Raw genomic sequence first — 14,637 nt, 5'->3', positions numbered from 1 at the left:
AAAAATCGCGTCATGCCAACAAGGCTGGCAACTATGGCCTCACAGGCCATGGCACGTTGCAACAAATGTAGGAGCGGGCTTGCCCGCGATGCGCCGCGCGGGCGGCGCTCGGTCTCAAAGGCGCTGAAGATCCCAAGGCAAGCGCTTCGCGATGCGCCGCGCGGGCGGCGCTCGATCTCAAGGGCGCTGAAGATGCCGTGGCAAGCCCAGCGCCCTTGATTCAAGCTGCCCGCTGCTCGCCCTTGAGCAGTTTTTTCTGGGCCTCCATGGCGACGCCCAGCTCTTCCAACTGATCTTTACCGAGCAGCTTCTTCGCAGTAGGGAAGAGCTCGCCTTCCTCTTCCTCGATATGATGCTCAAGCAGCTCCTTCATGACTTTCACTCGACCGGCGAATTCGAGGGTGCCGGTTTCGGTATGCAGCAGGTCAGGGAGCACCAGCGAGTCGACGGTCCGGTGTTCTTCCTTGGCCTCGTAATACATCTTGGCTTCCTCCTTACCCCCGGCTTGCTTGATCGCCGGGTAGAGAATGTCTTCCTCCAGGGCCGTATGGACCTGCAGTTCCTGCTCGATGCGGTGCAGCAGTTCAGCGCGTTTTTTTACCGCACGTTCGGTGGTCGAGGAGAGTTCTTCCAGCAGTTTCTTGACCAGCTTATGGTCTTGAATCAGCAGATCGATAGCGTTCATGGAGACACCTCTTCACGGTGGATAAATTCTGGCTTCCCAGGCGCTGTACGAAAGACTGCGTGTAGGAGCTGGCTTGCCTGCGATCGGCTGCGAAGCAGTCGTAAATCCTGTATCCGCGTCCTGTCTGGCAGTGCGCAGACACCGGTTTTGCGACTGCTTCGCAGCCGATCGCAGGCAAGCCAGCTCCTACAGGGTTTCGTACAAAGCTTATGAGGTTGAGTGGGCGCCAACGTCAGGGTTCAACGATCGTGATGATTGGTCTACGGCCAGCGTTCGCCGGCCAAGAACCGCCCTCAAAGAATGGGTTTACCACCCGTGACGCCGTAGCGTGACCCCGAGATGTAGCTGGCCTCATCAGAACCCAACAAGACATAAATCGGAGCGACCTCCACCGGTTGCCCTGGCCGCCCCATCGGGTAGCTCGAACCGAAGTTCCTGACCGCATCATCGGGCATGGTGGCAGGTATCAGCGGTGTCCAGATCGGGCCGGGGGCCACGCTGTTGACCCTGATGCCTTGCTTGCCCAGCAGCTGGGCGAGGCCGGCGGTGAAATTGGCAATGGCGCCTTTGGTGGCGGCATACGCCAACAGGCTGGGTGATGGGTCGTCGGAGTTGACCGAGCTGGTGTTGATGATCGACCCGCCTTTGGGCATCGACGGCAACGCGCGCTGGCAAATCCGGAAAATGGCGGTGATGTTGGTATCGAAGGTCTTCACCCATTCATCATCGTCAATCTCGTCCAGGCCCTCATGAGCCATCTGGAACGCGGCGTTGTTGACCAGAATATCGATGCGACCGAACTGCGCCACCGTCTTGTCGACGATGTCGTAGCAGTGCTGCTTTTGCGCCAGGTCACCCGGTAGCAGCAGGCACTGCCGGCCCGCAGCTTCCACCCAACGCGCCGTTTCCTGCGCATCTTCGTGCTCATTCAGGTAGGAAATCGCAACGTCGGCGCCCTCGCGGGCGTAGGCAATGGCCACCGCGCGCCCGATGCCGCTGTCGGCGCCGGTGATCAGGGCGATTTTGCCTTCGAGCCGATTCTTGCCGCTGTAGGTCTGCTCACCGCAGTCTGGATACGGCTCCATCTTGCGTTGCGAGCCTGGAACGCTTTGCGGTTGAGAGGGGAAGGGGGGAGTGGGGTAGTCGCTCATGGGGGCAGCTCCTGCAGTTGAGAACGCTCATTACCGTTCGAACGGTGCAACAGGCCGGTGTTGGGATGAGTTCAGGGTTCGCGCGACGGGCGGTCAGTCTTGGATTTCCATTGAATTCTCAAGCGTGGGATAGCTCTACCGCTCACTCGTCTCGTGCTTTGCGTGCAAGGCTCGACCCTCAAACTGGAGCATAGAAGTGCCTAGAATCATCACCCCTACCACCCCCGAACATGAGATCGATCAGCAGAATGCAAGGATGTTCGGTACCCCGAAGGAGCGGCTGGATTTCTATCGACGCGAAATCCAGTACGAAACTACCATCCTGGCCAACCGCACCGATGCTTACCTGGCGGCTCAGTCATTCCTGGTCATCGCGTTCGTGTCGTCGATGAGCAACCTGAACGACGGCTGGGGCGAGATGTTCACGTTGATAGTGCCGGCGTTTCTCGCACTGCTCGGTGTGCTCAGTTCGCTGAACGCCTGGCCAGGCATCCGCGCGGCCTTTCGAATCATCGAGCACTGGCAGCTCAAGCAAAGCCACTTGCTGCGCAGTGAGCCGATGATGGGCTTGGCGTATGACGAATCGCCGTTGTTCTGCGAGGCGGAAACCTCTCAGGCTGGGCACCGCAAATCGCTGCTGTTTTCCCTGCGCACACCGTGGATTTTTCTCGGCTTCTGGGTCTTGCTGGGCACCTATTCGGTTTACATCCAGCTGGCGTGACCCGCGCCCTCCAGCCGCGCTGAAGCACAACGGAGGGCGCGGCGCAGATCGCTGAGCTCAGCCTGCCAGCGCCTTGATCAATTGCTCATTGAAGGCCGGAATATCGTCTGGTTGGCGACTGGTGATCAGGTTACCGTCTACCACCACCTGCTCATCCACCCACTGGCCACCTGCATTGCGAATGTCGTCCTGCAACGTCTTGTAGCTGGTCATCCGCTTGCCCTTGACCAGACCGCTTGACACCAGCAGCCAGGCACCGTGGCAGATGACGGCCAACGGCTTGCCGGCCGCAGCATGGCTTTTCACCAGCTTTTGCGCGCCAGGGATGATCCGGATCGTATCGGAGTTCTGCACGCCGCCAGGCAGTACCAAGGCGTCGTAAAGGTCGAGGTCGGCACTGTCGAACGTTGCATCCACGTTGAACTCGTCGGCGGGCTTGTCATGGTTCCAGCCGCGTACCTTACCCTCCTTCTCACCCAGGATATCGACTACCGCACCGCTGTTCTCCAGCGCTTCACGCGGGCCGGTCAGTTCCACCTGCTCGAAGCCATCGGTGACCAGAAAGGCCACGCGCTTGCCGTCAAGTTGTGCACTCATCAGTTATCTCCTCGTACTGTAGGGCATCAGATAGGGCCCGGCACCGGCAGGCAAAGTTCCTGCGCGGTGCTCAGCGGTTGATATCAGCGGCGCCTGCGCTGCGAGCGGGTGAGGACCAGCCCGGCAATGATGCCGAGGACTGCCGCGCCCACCAGCAACGGTGTGTGGCCTTTGCGCTCTCGCCAGCCGCCGTCCACGCTGCGCCGGCCACTGGGTGGTTCGAACAGGTTGCCCGAAGAAATCCCTGCAACAGGACTGCGGTGCAAGCCCCAGCGTGTCAGCCATCCCGATATCTGCGGGAGTGCTGGCACCAGGAAGCTGGCCAGGTGGGCGAGGCGCGCGGTTGCGCCGACCGTGGTGTGCGCACGCGGGGAAATGGCGCACGCCACCATGGCCTTGGCCACCAACTCCGGATCGTAGATCGGCCCGGGCGGGGTGAGCGCGTGGCCGGTGTAGTTGCCGCCATCCCTGAAGCCCGGCGTATCCATGACCGCTGGGTAGATGTCGCAGACATGGATGTCGGGGAACTCCGTGAGCTCCCCGCGCAACGCGTCGGTCAGGCCTCGCAGGCCGAACTTGCTTGCCGAGTACGCCGCGGCATAGGGCTGGGCAACCCAGCTGCCCAGTGACAGCGTGTTGATCAGCGTGCCGCTGCGCTGCGCCTTGAAGTAGGGCAGGGCCACATGGGCGCCACGCAGGTAACCGACCAGATCGGTTTGAATGACTTGCTCATGGGCCTCCAGTGGCGTGTCTTCGAAATTGCCGACCGCGCCGACGCCGGCGTTGTTGACCCAGATATCGATTCGGCCATGGCCAAATTCGGCAGCCTGCGCGGCCAGCGCTTGTACCTGGTCGCTGCGGCTGACGTCGGTGGTGATTGCCACGGCGTCCGTGCCGCAATCGGTGCACTCATCCAGCACGTCGAACAACGCTTCTTCATCGCGTGCAGCCAGCACCAGGCGCGCACCTTTACAGGCAAAGGCATGTGCGGCGGCGCGGCCTATGCCACTTGAAGCGCCGGTGATGACCACCACTTTGCCCCGCAGTGGGCCCTTGATCGGTGCTGGGCGTGGCGGCTCGGCCGGCTGTGGCGCTTGCTCCACAGCGTCCGCCGCAGGCGCGAGGAGGGTGCTGGGGTCCAGCCTCGAAAGCTCGAGGGCGGTGCCATCCACCAGCATCAACCTCAGCCCCTCGAGGGTGCCTGCCACCCGATCGGGGAACACCGGCTCACCTTGCGCATCCAGGCTGTCATAGATGAATGTGGTGCCCTCCAGCCAGCCGACAGCGGTCAGCAGTTCGGGCCCGAGGTAATACTTGCCGTCCAGGAAGAAACCGGGAAATTGATGGGCGCGTTCGATGTTATCCACGCGGTATCGTTCACCTGGTTTCATGCCTGTCGCTTGATCGATCATGGTCAACCTCCTTTGGCTGCATACCGGGAAGCGCTAGCCCCCTGTGCTTACCCGTGATTGGAGCCCAGGGTTCCGGACGCAGCGCCGGGAACCAGGATGACCTTGCGGCAGTTGTCCTGTTTCTGGTCGAACATCTTGTAGCCCATGGCCGCTTCTTCCAGGGCAAGGCGGTGGGTAACGATCATTTCGGGTTGCAGCCGGCCGGCCTCGATATGCTCGAGCAGCTCTGGCAGGTATTTCTGCACATGGGTCTGGCCCATTTTGAAGGTGAGGCCTTTGTCGAACGCGTCGCCGAACATGAAGGCGTGGACGAAGCCGGCGTACACTCCCGGAACACTGACAACCCCGCCTCGGCGCACAGCCGCAATGCTCTGGCGCAAGGCCTTGCCACTGCTGCCCTCGATCTTCAGCGCCGTCAAGACCGTTTCGGCAGTGCTGCCCTTGGCCTCGAACCCCACGGCATCGATGACCGCATCGACGCCGCGCCTGCCTGGCGTGTGGCGGATGATGCTGTCGGCAGGGTCGTCATCCTGCTCGAAGTTGATCGGGATCACCCCGTAGGCGTCCTGGGCATAGGCCAGGCGGTAGTCCTTGTCATCGACCATGAAGATGGTTTCGGCCCCAAGCATTTGCGCGCACGCGGCACTCAGCAGGCCCACTGGCCCGGCGCCATAAATGGCCACTGATGAACCCGGGCCGATTTCGGCGTTGAGGACTGCCTGCCAGGCGGTCGGCAGGATGTCGGAGAGAAACAGCACCTTGTCATCGGCCAGCGCGGTGGGCACCTTGAACGGGCCGACATTGGCTTTGGGTACCCGCACGTAATCGGCTTGCCCACCCGGGATGCCGCCATACAAGTGGCTATACCCGAACAACGCAGCGCCTGGCGGAATGCCTTTCTTGTTGATCAGCGAGCCGCGACCGGTGTTGGTGGTTTCGCAGGCGGCAAACAGGTCGTGCTGGCAGAAGAAGCAACTGCCGCAGGCAATGACGAAAGGGATCACCACACGGTCGCCGATCTGCAAACCGGTGACGTCACTGCCCGTTTCCTCGACGATGCCCATGAACTCATGGCCAAAAATATCCCCCGCTTCGGTCTGCGGAATCTTGCCCCGGTAAAGGTGCAGATCAGAGCCGCAAATGGCGGTTGCGGTCACCCTCAGAATGATGTCGTCCGGCGCTTGGATGATGGGGTCTGGGACGGTATCGACCCGGACATCGTTTGCGCCGTGGTAGGTCAATGCTCTCATCGAATCAGCTCCTGCAGCCGTGTGTTTGCACTTGCATTATAGGTATGCAGGGGAATCCATGAGGGACGGCAAAGTTCAGACGAGAAGCCCGATGGTAATTACAACGAAAATGAACTTCGAATTACTCGGGCCATTCCTACAGGACTAATGCTAAAGAACTGTCTCATGGGGGTGGCCATGCTGAAGCGCTTTGTGGTGGTTCCTGCTGTCCCGGCTGCAAAAGACTATCTTCCCAGGCGCTCAGGCTTTGCGTGTGCAGTGGAAGAGGGGTTCGATCTTTACGATACGCAGGAGAAAACACGCCTGATTCTTCGGCTGCCTACGCGCGCCGAAGCTGAGTGTGAATGCATGAGTCGCAATAGTGATGGTGCCGGGAATTCATGAGATCGCCAGGCGACGCTTCGATGAGCTTACGTGGGTAAACCGTCTATCAACGCTCAATGCTGGTACGGCTCAAACTCACACAGAATGACGTTCCCCTTTCGTGCGTGGAACTGACGACCACATCGCCGCCATGGGCCTTGGCGATTTCCCGAACGATGAAAAGGCCGAGCCCTACGCTTCTCAGGTCGGTGTCCAACTCGCTCACTCGTGTCATCGGCTCAAACAGGTTACCCAGCGAAGATTCGGGTATGGCTGGACCCTCGTTATGCACCGTTAGCAAGGCCGCCTCGCCCTCTAGGAAGGAAGTGACCGTTATGGGCTGGCCAAGATCCCCGTAGGCAACACTGTTGGCTACCAGATTCCCAACGAGCTGATGCATCCTGTCAGCGTCGACCTCTGCCAGCCCGGCGCCCACTTGTTCATGCACCAGCCTTGCCTGGGGGAAGGCGACACGCAGCTCGTTTACGCTTCGCTCAATGACCAGGTGCAGGTCAACCGCCTTCCGTGTGATGCCGATGCCGCGACCGACCCTGGCCAATGCGAGGTCCAGCAGGTCTGCGATCATCCGTTGAGCGCGCTCGGAGGACTGACGGATGTGGCCGAGCAATTCTGTATCTCGCGATGAGCGTTCGCCTCGTGCCAGCAGGTCTGTCGCCATCTTGATCGCGGTCAGCGGGTTCTTCAGGTCATGACTTGCGATTGCGACCATTTGCTCCGCAAAAAAAGCCCGCTGTTGGGTTTTTTCATAGGCGAGATCGAGTTCCACTTTTGCCTGCTGTAGAGCGGCCTCGGCGCTCGTCTTCTCCCATAACAACTGTTCGGCCCGTTGGCGGGCCTCCACAATCTCGCGCTCATACTTGTCCCGATCAGTCATCCCGAACAGCGCCAGTTCGTAATAAACGCCCTCGGCATGTTCGCGCCTCACGCCATTGAGCAGCAGGGTGACTGTCTGTTCACTGGCGTTTTTGAGGTCAAGTTTCACCTCCGCAACGGAGCCCTGCATGCGCATGAGGGGCGCCCAGTGGGTCTGATGGAAGATTTTACCGCCCATTGTCAGGAGGTCCTGAAACCGAAGCTGGCCAAGCGCTTCCTGGCTGATGCCCATCCAGATGCTGAAAATACGATTGCTGCGCAGGATGGTGCCGTCTTCGTCGGTGACGACCAGGCCACAGGGGGCACCGTCGAAAAGCTCTTCGAACGCGGGAAGTAGCGGCTGATCAATCGACATCTGCGCCTACCCATGGCTGAAGGAAGGCGTCCATTGCTTTGGCACACGCGTCTGGAGCGCTCATGTGCGGGCAATGCCCCACGTTATCTACGAGGTGGAAAACACTATTGGGTAAAGTCGCATGCATGTAATGGCCCACGCCCACCGGCGCGATCAGGTCATCGGAAGATTGCAGGATAAGCGTCGGGGTAGCCAGCCCGGCGATGTCTTCGCGGTTATCGGACAAGAAGGTCACGCGTGCAAATTGCTTGGCGATCTGCGGATCTGTGCGGCAAAAGCTATTGGTAAGTTCATCGCCCAGGGCCGGCTGCCCAGGTGAGCCCATGATGGTAGGGGCCATCGCGCTCGACCAGCCCAGGTAGTTGCTGTCCAGCGTGTGAAGGAGCGAGTGAATGTCTTCGAGCTTGAACCCGCCCACATACCCATCGGAATCGATATAGCACGGTGACGGCCCAACCATGACATGGGCGGCTATGCGATTCGGCGAAAGGCGGTCGGCCAGTGCTCCGATCATTGCACTCACCGAGTGGCTGACCACGATCACAGGGCCGCTTGCAAACTGATCGATGACGTCGTTCAGGTCGCGAGCGTAACCGGCCAGTGAACCGTATTTTTCGCTTTCATAGGCAGCCAGGTCAGATCTGCCTGCGCCGACCAGGTCATACAACACTACGCGGAAGCGGTTGGTGAAGTGTTGGAACAGGTAATGCCACATGGTCTGATCGCAGCCGAAGCCGTGGGAAAAGACCAGCGTCGAAGTGCCTGCGCCATGGACGGTGACGTTGTTCCTGCGTTGAATGTCCATGCATCACTTCTCCGTTCAGCCGAGCGGGTTTGGCTTTAGGGAAGAATAGTGCCGTTGAGGGGATCGAAGGGCAAGGTCTGGCGTGCCCGGTGCTCGCCACGGCACATCAGCGCCAGTGAGATCGAGCGCCGCCCGCGCGGCGCATCGCTATGCGCCTGCCTTGGGATCTTCAGCGCCTTTGAGATCGAGCGCCGCCCGCGCGGCGCATCGCGGGCAAGCCCGCTCCTACATTTGTTGCAACGTGCCATTCCAGTCAGGCCATGGTTGTCCGCCTTGGCGCATGACTGAAGACAGATGGGGCGTCGGCAGCGCCAGCCGAAAAATTGGGTCATGCCAACAAGGCTGGCAACTATGGCCTCACAGGCCATGGCACGTTGCAACAAATGTAGGAGCGGGCTTGCCCGCGATGCGCCGCGCGGGCGGCGCTCGATCTCAAGGGCGCTGAAGATCCCAAGGCAGGCGCTTCGCGAAGCGCCGCGCGGGCGGCGCTCGGTTTATGCATCACCGCAAATCCCAAGCCAGGCCCACGGTAGCCCCCACCCAATCTTCCGACAAGGGTCGGAACTGCGCCTCAATCCGTCAGTCAGGTTTAGTAGCCCCGTAAACCTCGAGGTACCCATGGCAACGCACAACATTCACTTGCTGGGATCGTCCGAGATAGAGGTTGCCACGGAACCCTCAGGATGATTCATCTTGGTTGCGCGGGCTGGAGCGTGCCACGCCTTCATGCCGAGCACTTTCCCCAGCAAGGCACCCAACTGCAGCGCTACGCGGCCCGATTGAACGCGGTCGAAATCAACTCTTCGTTCTATCGCGCTCATCAGCCAAAAACCTATACCCGTTGGGCTGCGTCAGTCCCTGAGCATTTTCGGTTCTCCGTCAAGTTGCCCAAAGCCATCACGCATGAAAAGCGCCTGCTTGGCTGTACAGCCTTGCTTGAGCAATTCCTTGATGAGTGCGGGCAACTGGGGGATCGCCTCGGTTGCCTGTTGGTGCAATTGCCCCCGTCACTGGCGTTTGACCTCGAGGTTGCCGATCGATTCTTCACCCGCCTGCGTAAAAACTATGATGGGTGGCTGGCAGTAGAACCACGGCATCCAACCTGGGCGATCGCGCAGTCATTGCTCGTGGACTTGCAAGTGGCTCAAGTGGCGGCCAGCCCTTCACGGTTTGGCATGGACGCTCAACCGGGCGGCTGGCCGGGGCTGGTTTACTGGCGCTTGCACGGGGAGCCGCAGATCTACCGCAGCGCCTACGGACGCGATTACCTGCAGCGCCTGGCTGCTCAGTTGCAGCAGCGCGAGGACGCGCAACAACCTGCCTGGTGCATATTCGACAACACCGCAAGCGGTGCGGCCTTGGGCGACGCCCTGGCTACCGAAGCCTTGTTGCACGGGCGCGCCGCTGTCTATCCCGCTTGAACCATGAGCGATGGCCGGCTCGTCCTGTCGCCCGTCACCTCTTGCCAGGCAGTACCGAGCTGAGTACCTGCTTGGCGGTCTGCACGATAACACCCGCCTGATCCGGGTCGCCTTTGAGTAAGGTGCCGGCAAATTTCTTCGCCTGCTCCAGCTTGATATGAGGTGGCAATGGCGGCACGTTGGGGTCGGTCTTGAATTCGATCAGTACCGGCCGGTCGGCGCCAAGGGCTCGTTCCCAGGCCGCGGCGACGTCTTCTTCACGGTCGACGTAAATGCCCTGAAGGCCGATGGAGATGGCAAACAGATGATAGGGCACGTCAGGGATCGTCTGCGACGCCTCGAATTTGGGGTCGCCCTCCATCACACGCTGTTCCCAGGTCACCTGGTTGAGGTCCTCGTTGTTGAACACCGCGCAGATCCACTGCGGGTTTTCCCATTGCTGCCAGTACTTGGCCACGGTGATCAGTTCGGCCAGATTGCTCATCTGCATCGCCCCATCGCCCACCAAGGCGATCACCGGGCGCTGCGGATGGGCGAACTTGGCGGCAATCGCGTACGGCACGGCGGCGCCCATGCAGGCCAGGCCGCCGGACAACGAGCATTGCATGCCCTGGCGAATGTGCAGGTCGCGGGCATACCAGTTAGCGCAGGACCCGGAGTCGCTGGTCACCAGGGCGTTGTCGGGCAGGCGAGGGGACAGTTCGTACACCACGCGCTGCGGGTTGATCGGGTCGGCTTTGACCATGGCGCGTTTGGCCAGGGTCTTGTCCCAGCGTGCCCGCCATCCTTCGACCTTCTTGCGCCAGCGCCGGTCGGTTTTGGGCTCCAGCAGTGGCAGCAATGCACGCAAGGTCTCCCCGGCATCCCCTACCAGGTTTACCTCCATCGGGTAGCGCAGGCTGAGCATGTCTGGCTGCAGGTCGATCTGCACGCCGCGCGCCTGGCCTTCCTTGGGCATGAACTCGGCGTAGGGGAACCCTGAGCCGATCATCAGCAGGGTGTCGCACTCCGCCATCAACTGGTAGCTCGGTTCGGTGCCGAGCAAGCCGATGGCGCCGGTTACCCATGGCAGGTCGTCGGGCAAAGCGGCCTTGCCGAGCAATGCCTTGGCTACACCTGCGCCCAGTGTTTCGGCAATGTCGATGACCTGCTCGGTGGCCTGCAAGGCACCGGCGCCCACCAGGATGGCCACTTTGCGCCCGGCGTTGAGCACATCGGCGGCGCGTTGCAGGTCGCTCTCGTAAGGCACTACTTTGGGCTTGCTGTAGCCAATGCCGGAATGCACGGTGCCGTGCTCGCGGGCCGGCTCCTGGTAGGGCAGGTCCTGCAGGTCATTGGGCAGGATCACCGCCGTCACCCGCCGCTCACCGACGGCAGTGCGCACGGCCCGGTCTAGCAAGTGGCGGACCTGCGAGGGGGTGGAGGCCTGTTGCACGAAGGCACCGGCCACATCCTTGAACATCGACAGCAAATCCAGTTCCTGCTGATAGTGGCCGCCCAACGCCGCCCGGGCTTGCTGGCCGACGATGGCCAGCACCGGCATGTGGTCCATGCGGGCATCGTACAAACCGGTAAGCAGGTGCGAGGCCCCAGGCCCGGAGGTGGCGATGCACACACCCAGTTCCCCGGTGAACTTGGCGTGGGCGCAGGCCATGAATGCTGCCATTTCCTCGTGGCGGGCCTGGATGAATTCGATCTTGCCGTTGGCCCGGGCCAGTGCGCCAAAAACACCGTTGATGCCGTCGCCGGGGTAGCCGAAGATGCGCCGCACGCCCCATTGATACAAGCGCTCCACCAGAAAATCGCCTACCGTGCCTGTCATTGCCTGCTCCCGTTCATTGGTCGATAGGGGTCTGGACTTGGCGTGGTTTGCGAAAGTTTCAACGGATCCACTTGCTCCGGGGCATCAGCCGCCGTCCCAAGCAGTACCGTGGGGGCGAGCGAATTGACTAGCCGGCCAGCGAGACAACCAAGTCAAACGCTGTAATGGGGACGTATGCCAAGGCGATAAGTGCATAGCGCTCGCGGGACTTGGCGACAAACGCGCAGAGCGCAAGGGCAATCATGATCACGTCCAATACGCCCCATAGCGCTATCGGAGATGCCTTGAAAAAGCTCACGTTCACGACCAGCCCGAGGAACAGATAAGCGGAAAGGAACAACAGCGCATAACGGCCATCCTGCTCAAAGTAGACCTGAAGGCCATTCTGCTCATCCTCACTGCGACTGGGGAGCAACAGCGCCGAAGAGACAAAAAGCGACAGCGCCAACAGCACGAGCAGGAGAAACTCGAGGAACGTGAACGTCACTTTTATCGCTGGCAATCCGTTTACAGCCCACCAGAAGTCAAGCTGCGTCGTGAACAGAATCCCCGCCCAGGCGAGCGGCACCCAGTCGGGCTTGGCCACGCGGCGGATGCGGAATACCGTCAAAACGCCTAGAAGAAGCCGAGTGACCGAGAGCCCCAGTATCATCGAGAGTATCGTGGCAACGATTGGAAAATTGCTCATGGTAAACCCAGGCTTCGGGAAGGCTGGTTTTAGCATAGCTTCCGACAGGAGGCCGGTTACTCCGCGCCCTGATGAATACTGTTGTGGACAAACGTCACAGGCTATCCGGATCGCCGAAGAACATTTGGACATGGCTCTAGGGCGGGATCTGTGATTGGAAAAATAATAAATGTACCCTCAAAAATACCCTCGATACCCCCAGCAGGATGCGCGATCGGGAATGGCGATTTCTGACACGGGTCGAGGTGGCGCACACCGGATTTCAGTGTACCTCCATGGTGGGATCGCCGGAACCAAGGATGGACTGTGTCTATCGCCCCGTATGTCACGAACGACAGCTATCGACCCACTGCGGACACCGCCCCAACGCTTTGAGTCAGTAATGGCCTCATCGCCGGCAAGCCGGCTCCCTCAGAGATATAACCAGTCTCTGGGCCTGCGCAGTACCTGTGGGAGCCGGGCTTGCCGGCGATGGGCCGCGAAGCGGCCCCGGCCTTCGGATGTCCGCCATGGGCGAAATAGTCAATGGTGACCGGCTGCTTTCGACCCATAGCAGACGCTGGAACGTAACTGGACTCGCGGAAGCGCCGCTCAATCCGTGAGAATTGTTGGGTTCAAAAAGAGCCATGGATCGATAGCTGCCTCTGCGAAGAATGTCGCCTACATGCTCATCAATGCGGTTGATCAAAGGGTTTTGACGGTCTCCAACATGAGGGTGCGTATCCATCGATGGCCTGCATCTCGATGGGTTCTCTCATGCCAGGCCACCATTTTGCAGAAGCCGGGGATCTTGACAGGCGGCTCCACAATCGTGAGTCCAGGGGTGCGGATGGCCAGCCGCCGAGGCACCACGGCTATCAAATCGCTGGCCATCAAGATCTCCGGCAGCACCAGGAAGCTCGTAACCGAGACGGTGACTCGCCGAGACTTTCCAATTTTCCTCAACGCCTCGTCGGTAACGCCATGGAAGCCCCCTCCCGATGGTGATACCAACACATGGTCCAAAGCGCAAAAGCGCGTCAGCGAAATCTGCGATGATTTGGAGTCTGGATGATCCGCGCGCATCACGCACACGTAACTCTCATCAAATAGCGGTTTGACGTAGAGGTCAGGAGCCGCTGCGCCATTGGCTACCAGCGCTAGGTCGACATCACCGCGCTCCAGTTGGAGTTGAAGCGTTTGATCGTCGATCGGAAGCACAGAAATCCGTATGTTCGACGCTCGTTCGCGGAGGGCGCTTAGGAACGGAACTACGATTGCTCGCAACGCATAGTCAGTTGATGCGAGCTTGATGGTTAGTTCAGCCGTCTGCGGATCGAACGCTTGGGGCTGAAGCATACCCGCCACATCGGCTAGCAGCTGCTTGATCGGCAACGCCAGTTGCTCTGCACGCAGTGTCGGCACGATACCGCGTTGTGCCCTAACGAAAAGCGGGTCGTTGAAGCTTTCACGCAGTCGGTTAAGCATTCCGGTTACGGCCGGTTGGGTAAGCGCCAGGCGATCAGCTGCTCGGGTCACGCTGCGCTCATCGAGCAGGGCGTCCAGGGCTCTGAGCAAGTTGAGGTCCAGCTTTCTGATATCAGATTCCATGATGCTATGGATAAATCATCTCGATTGGAGTTATTTCAAGCTAGCACCCATCCTGAACTGAATCCACAACGACAGGCGCTATACCCCATGAACGAGATAATCTGGCCAGAAGGCTATTTGCCCGGTCTCACCGAAGATTTCGTCTCCAATGAGGTGATCGTTGCCGGCTTGACCGCCTCGGACATCTGGCCGCTGCTGAGCCAAGCGGCCAAATGGCCCACTTACTACAGCAACTCAGCAAATGTCATTTGCTACGATCATGCGGAGCCCCACCTGAAAGTGGGGATGCGTTTCTACTTTGAGACCTTCGGCTTTCCAGTCGAAGCCCAGTGCAATGAACATATACCTCCCACCTCAAGCTCTCCAGGCCGGATTGCCTGGCATGGTTGGGCCGGCGAAGGCGATACACGATTGGACGTGCACCATGCATGGCTCATTGAAGATCTGTCGCAAGGTCGAGTGCGAATGCTCACCCAGGAAACCCAGAAAGGTAAGCCTGCCCTGGAACTGGCCCACGCTAAGCCCAATCCGATGATCAACGGCCACCAAGACTGGCTGGATGGATTGGTAAACGCTGCACGTGAAGCCAAGGAAGCGAGTCAAGTGTAAGTAGTGGGTGAGCGGGCGCAGAAGGTCAAATGCTGCTGGTCGAGGATGACCACTTTCGACCCGTAACTGCAGTTGGGACCGTAGCAATCCTTGGAGGAGCGGTTTACCCGCGAACACCGGCACCGCCGGTGCCATTCACTGCGGCGCCTGCTTCGCGGGTAAACTGAACTGGCTTAATGATCCCGGACACCTCTTAAGGGCGATATGATTCGCCCAATCAGGAGGTTCCATGCAAGAACGAAAGACCTATACCCGCGAGTTCAAGCAACGTGCT

Annotated in this window: 14 protein-coding genes; 4 read left to right on the top strand and 10 right to left on the bottom strand. The window is 60.0% G+C overall.

Annotated elements, in window-relative coordinates:
- Positions 1-220: 220 nt before the first annotated feature.
- Positions 221-685 (bottom strand): hemerythrin domain-containing protein, encoded by a 465-nt coding sequence (locus ACNQPL_RS26370; RefSeq protein ID WP_387526093.1) that lies wholly within the window; start codon positions 683-685, stop codon positions 221-223.
- Positions 686-978: 293 nt separating this feature from the next.
- Positions 979-1,836, bottom strand: coding sequence for an SDR family oxidoreductase (locus ACNQPL_RS26365; protein ID WP_346616021.1), 858 nt, complete (start codon positions 1,834-1,836; stop codon positions 979-981).
- Positions 1,837-2,032: 196 nt separating this feature from the next.
- On the opposite strand from ACNQPL_RS26365, the gene ACNQPL_RS26360 reads away from it, so the two are divergent.
- Positions 2,033-2,557, top strand: a complete 525-nt coding sequence (locus tag ACNQPL_RS26360; RefSeq protein WP_346616020.1) for a hypothetical protein — start codon at positions 2,033-2,035, stop codon at positions 2,555-2,557.
- Between the two features lie 57 nt (positions 2,558-2,614).
- Here the strand turns inward: ACNQPL_RS26360 and ACNQPL_RS26355 are convergent, their stop codons facing one another.
- The 3 genes from ACNQPL_RS26355 to ACNQPL_RS26345 form a co-directional block, all read right to left on the bottom strand.
- Positions 2,615-3,154 (bottom strand): type 1 glutamine amidotransferase domain-containing protein, encoded by a 540-nt coding sequence (locus ACNQPL_RS26355; RefSeq protein WP_346616019.1) that lies wholly within the window; start codon positions 3,152-3,154, stop codon positions 2,615-2,617.
- An 83-nt stretch (positions 3,155-3,237) separates the two neighbouring features.
- Positions 3,238-4,566: an SDR family oxidoreductase gene (locus tag ACNQPL_RS26350; RefSeq protein WP_346616018.1), complete on the bottom strand. Its 1,329-nt coding sequence runs from the start codon at positions 4,564-4,566 to the stop codon at positions 3,238-3,240.
- A gap of 47 nt (positions 4,567-4,613) precedes the next feature.
- Positions 4,614-5,816 (bottom strand): zinc-dependent alcohol dehydrogenase, encoded by a 1,203-nt coding sequence (locus tag ACNQPL_RS26345; protein ID WP_346616017.1) that lies wholly within the window; start codon positions 5,814-5,816, stop codon positions 4,614-4,616.
- 177 nt (positions 5,817-5,993) lie between these two features.
- Here ACNQPL_RS26345 and ACNQPL_RS26340 point away from each other — a divergent pair, with 177 nt between their 5' ends.
- A complete protein-coding gene (locus ACNQPL_RS26340) occupies positions 5,994-6,200 on the top strand; it encodes a hypothetical protein (protein ID WP_416468357.1) in 207 nt (68 codons plus the stop codon).
- A gap of 46 nt (positions 6,201-6,246) precedes the next feature.
- Here ACNQPL_RS26340 and ACNQPL_RS26335 read toward each other — a convergent pair whose 3' ends face one another.
- Together ACNQPL_RS26335 and ACNQPL_RS26330 are read right to left on the bottom strand one after the other, a co-directional pair.
- Positions 6,247-7,428 (bottom strand): ATP-binding protein, encoded by a 1,182-nt coding sequence (locus ACNQPL_RS26335; protein WP_416468356.1) that lies wholly within the window; start codon positions 7,426-7,428, stop codon positions 6,247-6,249.
- Positions 7,418-8,233, bottom strand: a complete 816-nt coding sequence (locus ACNQPL_RS26330; RefSeq protein ID WP_346616015.1) for an alpha/beta hydrolase — start codon at positions 8,231-8,233, stop codon at positions 7,418-7,420. Before ACNQPL_RS26330 ends, ACNQPL_RS26335 begins: the two co-directional genes overlap by 11 nt.
- 683 nt (positions 8,234-8,916) lie before the next feature.
- On the opposite strand from ACNQPL_RS26330, the gene ACNQPL_RS26325 reads away from it, so the two are divergent.
- Positions 8,917-9,654, top strand: a complete 738-nt coding sequence (locus tag ACNQPL_RS26325; protein ID WP_416468355.1) for a DUF72 domain-containing protein — start codon at positions 8,917-8,919, stop codon at positions 9,652-9,654.
- A gap of 34 nt (positions 9,655-9,688) precedes the next feature.
- Here ACNQPL_RS26325 and ACNQPL_RS26320 read toward each other — a convergent pair whose 3' ends face one another.
- The 3 genes from ACNQPL_RS26320 to ACNQPL_RS26310 all read right to left on the bottom strand — a co-directional run bounded on the left by ACNQPL_RS26320 (position 9,689) and on the right by ACNQPL_RS26310 (position 13,754).
- Positions 9,689-11,476: a thiamine pyrophosphate-requiring protein gene (locus ACNQPL_RS26320; RefSeq protein WP_416468354.1), complete on the bottom strand. Its 1,788-nt coding sequence runs from the start codon at positions 11,474-11,476 to the stop codon at positions 9,689-9,691.
- Between the two features lie 127 nt (positions 11,477-11,603).
- Positions 11,604-12,164: a hypothetical protein gene (locus ACNQPL_RS26315; RefSeq protein ID WP_346616012.1), complete on the bottom strand. Its 561-nt coding sequence runs from the start codon at positions 12,162-12,164 to the stop codon at positions 11,604-11,606.
- A gap of 684 nt (positions 12,165-12,848) precedes the next feature.
- Positions 12,849-13,754: a LysR family transcriptional regulator gene (locus tag ACNQPL_RS26310; RefSeq protein ID WP_416468353.1), complete on the bottom strand. Its 906-nt coding sequence runs from the start codon at positions 13,752-13,754 to the stop codon at positions 12,849-12,851.
- An 87-nt stretch (positions 13,755-13,841) separates the two neighbouring features.
- Between ACNQPL_RS26310 and ACNQPL_RS26305 the strand changes: the two genes are divergently transcribed.
- A complete protein-coding gene (locus ACNQPL_RS26305) occupies positions 13,842-14,363 on the top strand; it encodes an SRPBCC domain-containing protein (RefSeq protein WP_416468352.1) in 522 nt (173 codons plus the stop codon).
- Positions 14,364-14,637 lie beyond the last annotated feature (274 nt).

The organism is Pseudomonas sp. LFS044 (assembly GCF_047978245.1).
Classification (GTDB): domain Bacteria; phylum Pseudomonadota; class Gammaproteobacteria; order Pseudomonadales; family Pseudomonadaceae; genus Aquipseudomonas.
The sequence above is the reverse complement of the archived record's forward strand: the minus strand, read 5'-3'. Positions and strand labels throughout refer to the sequence as shown.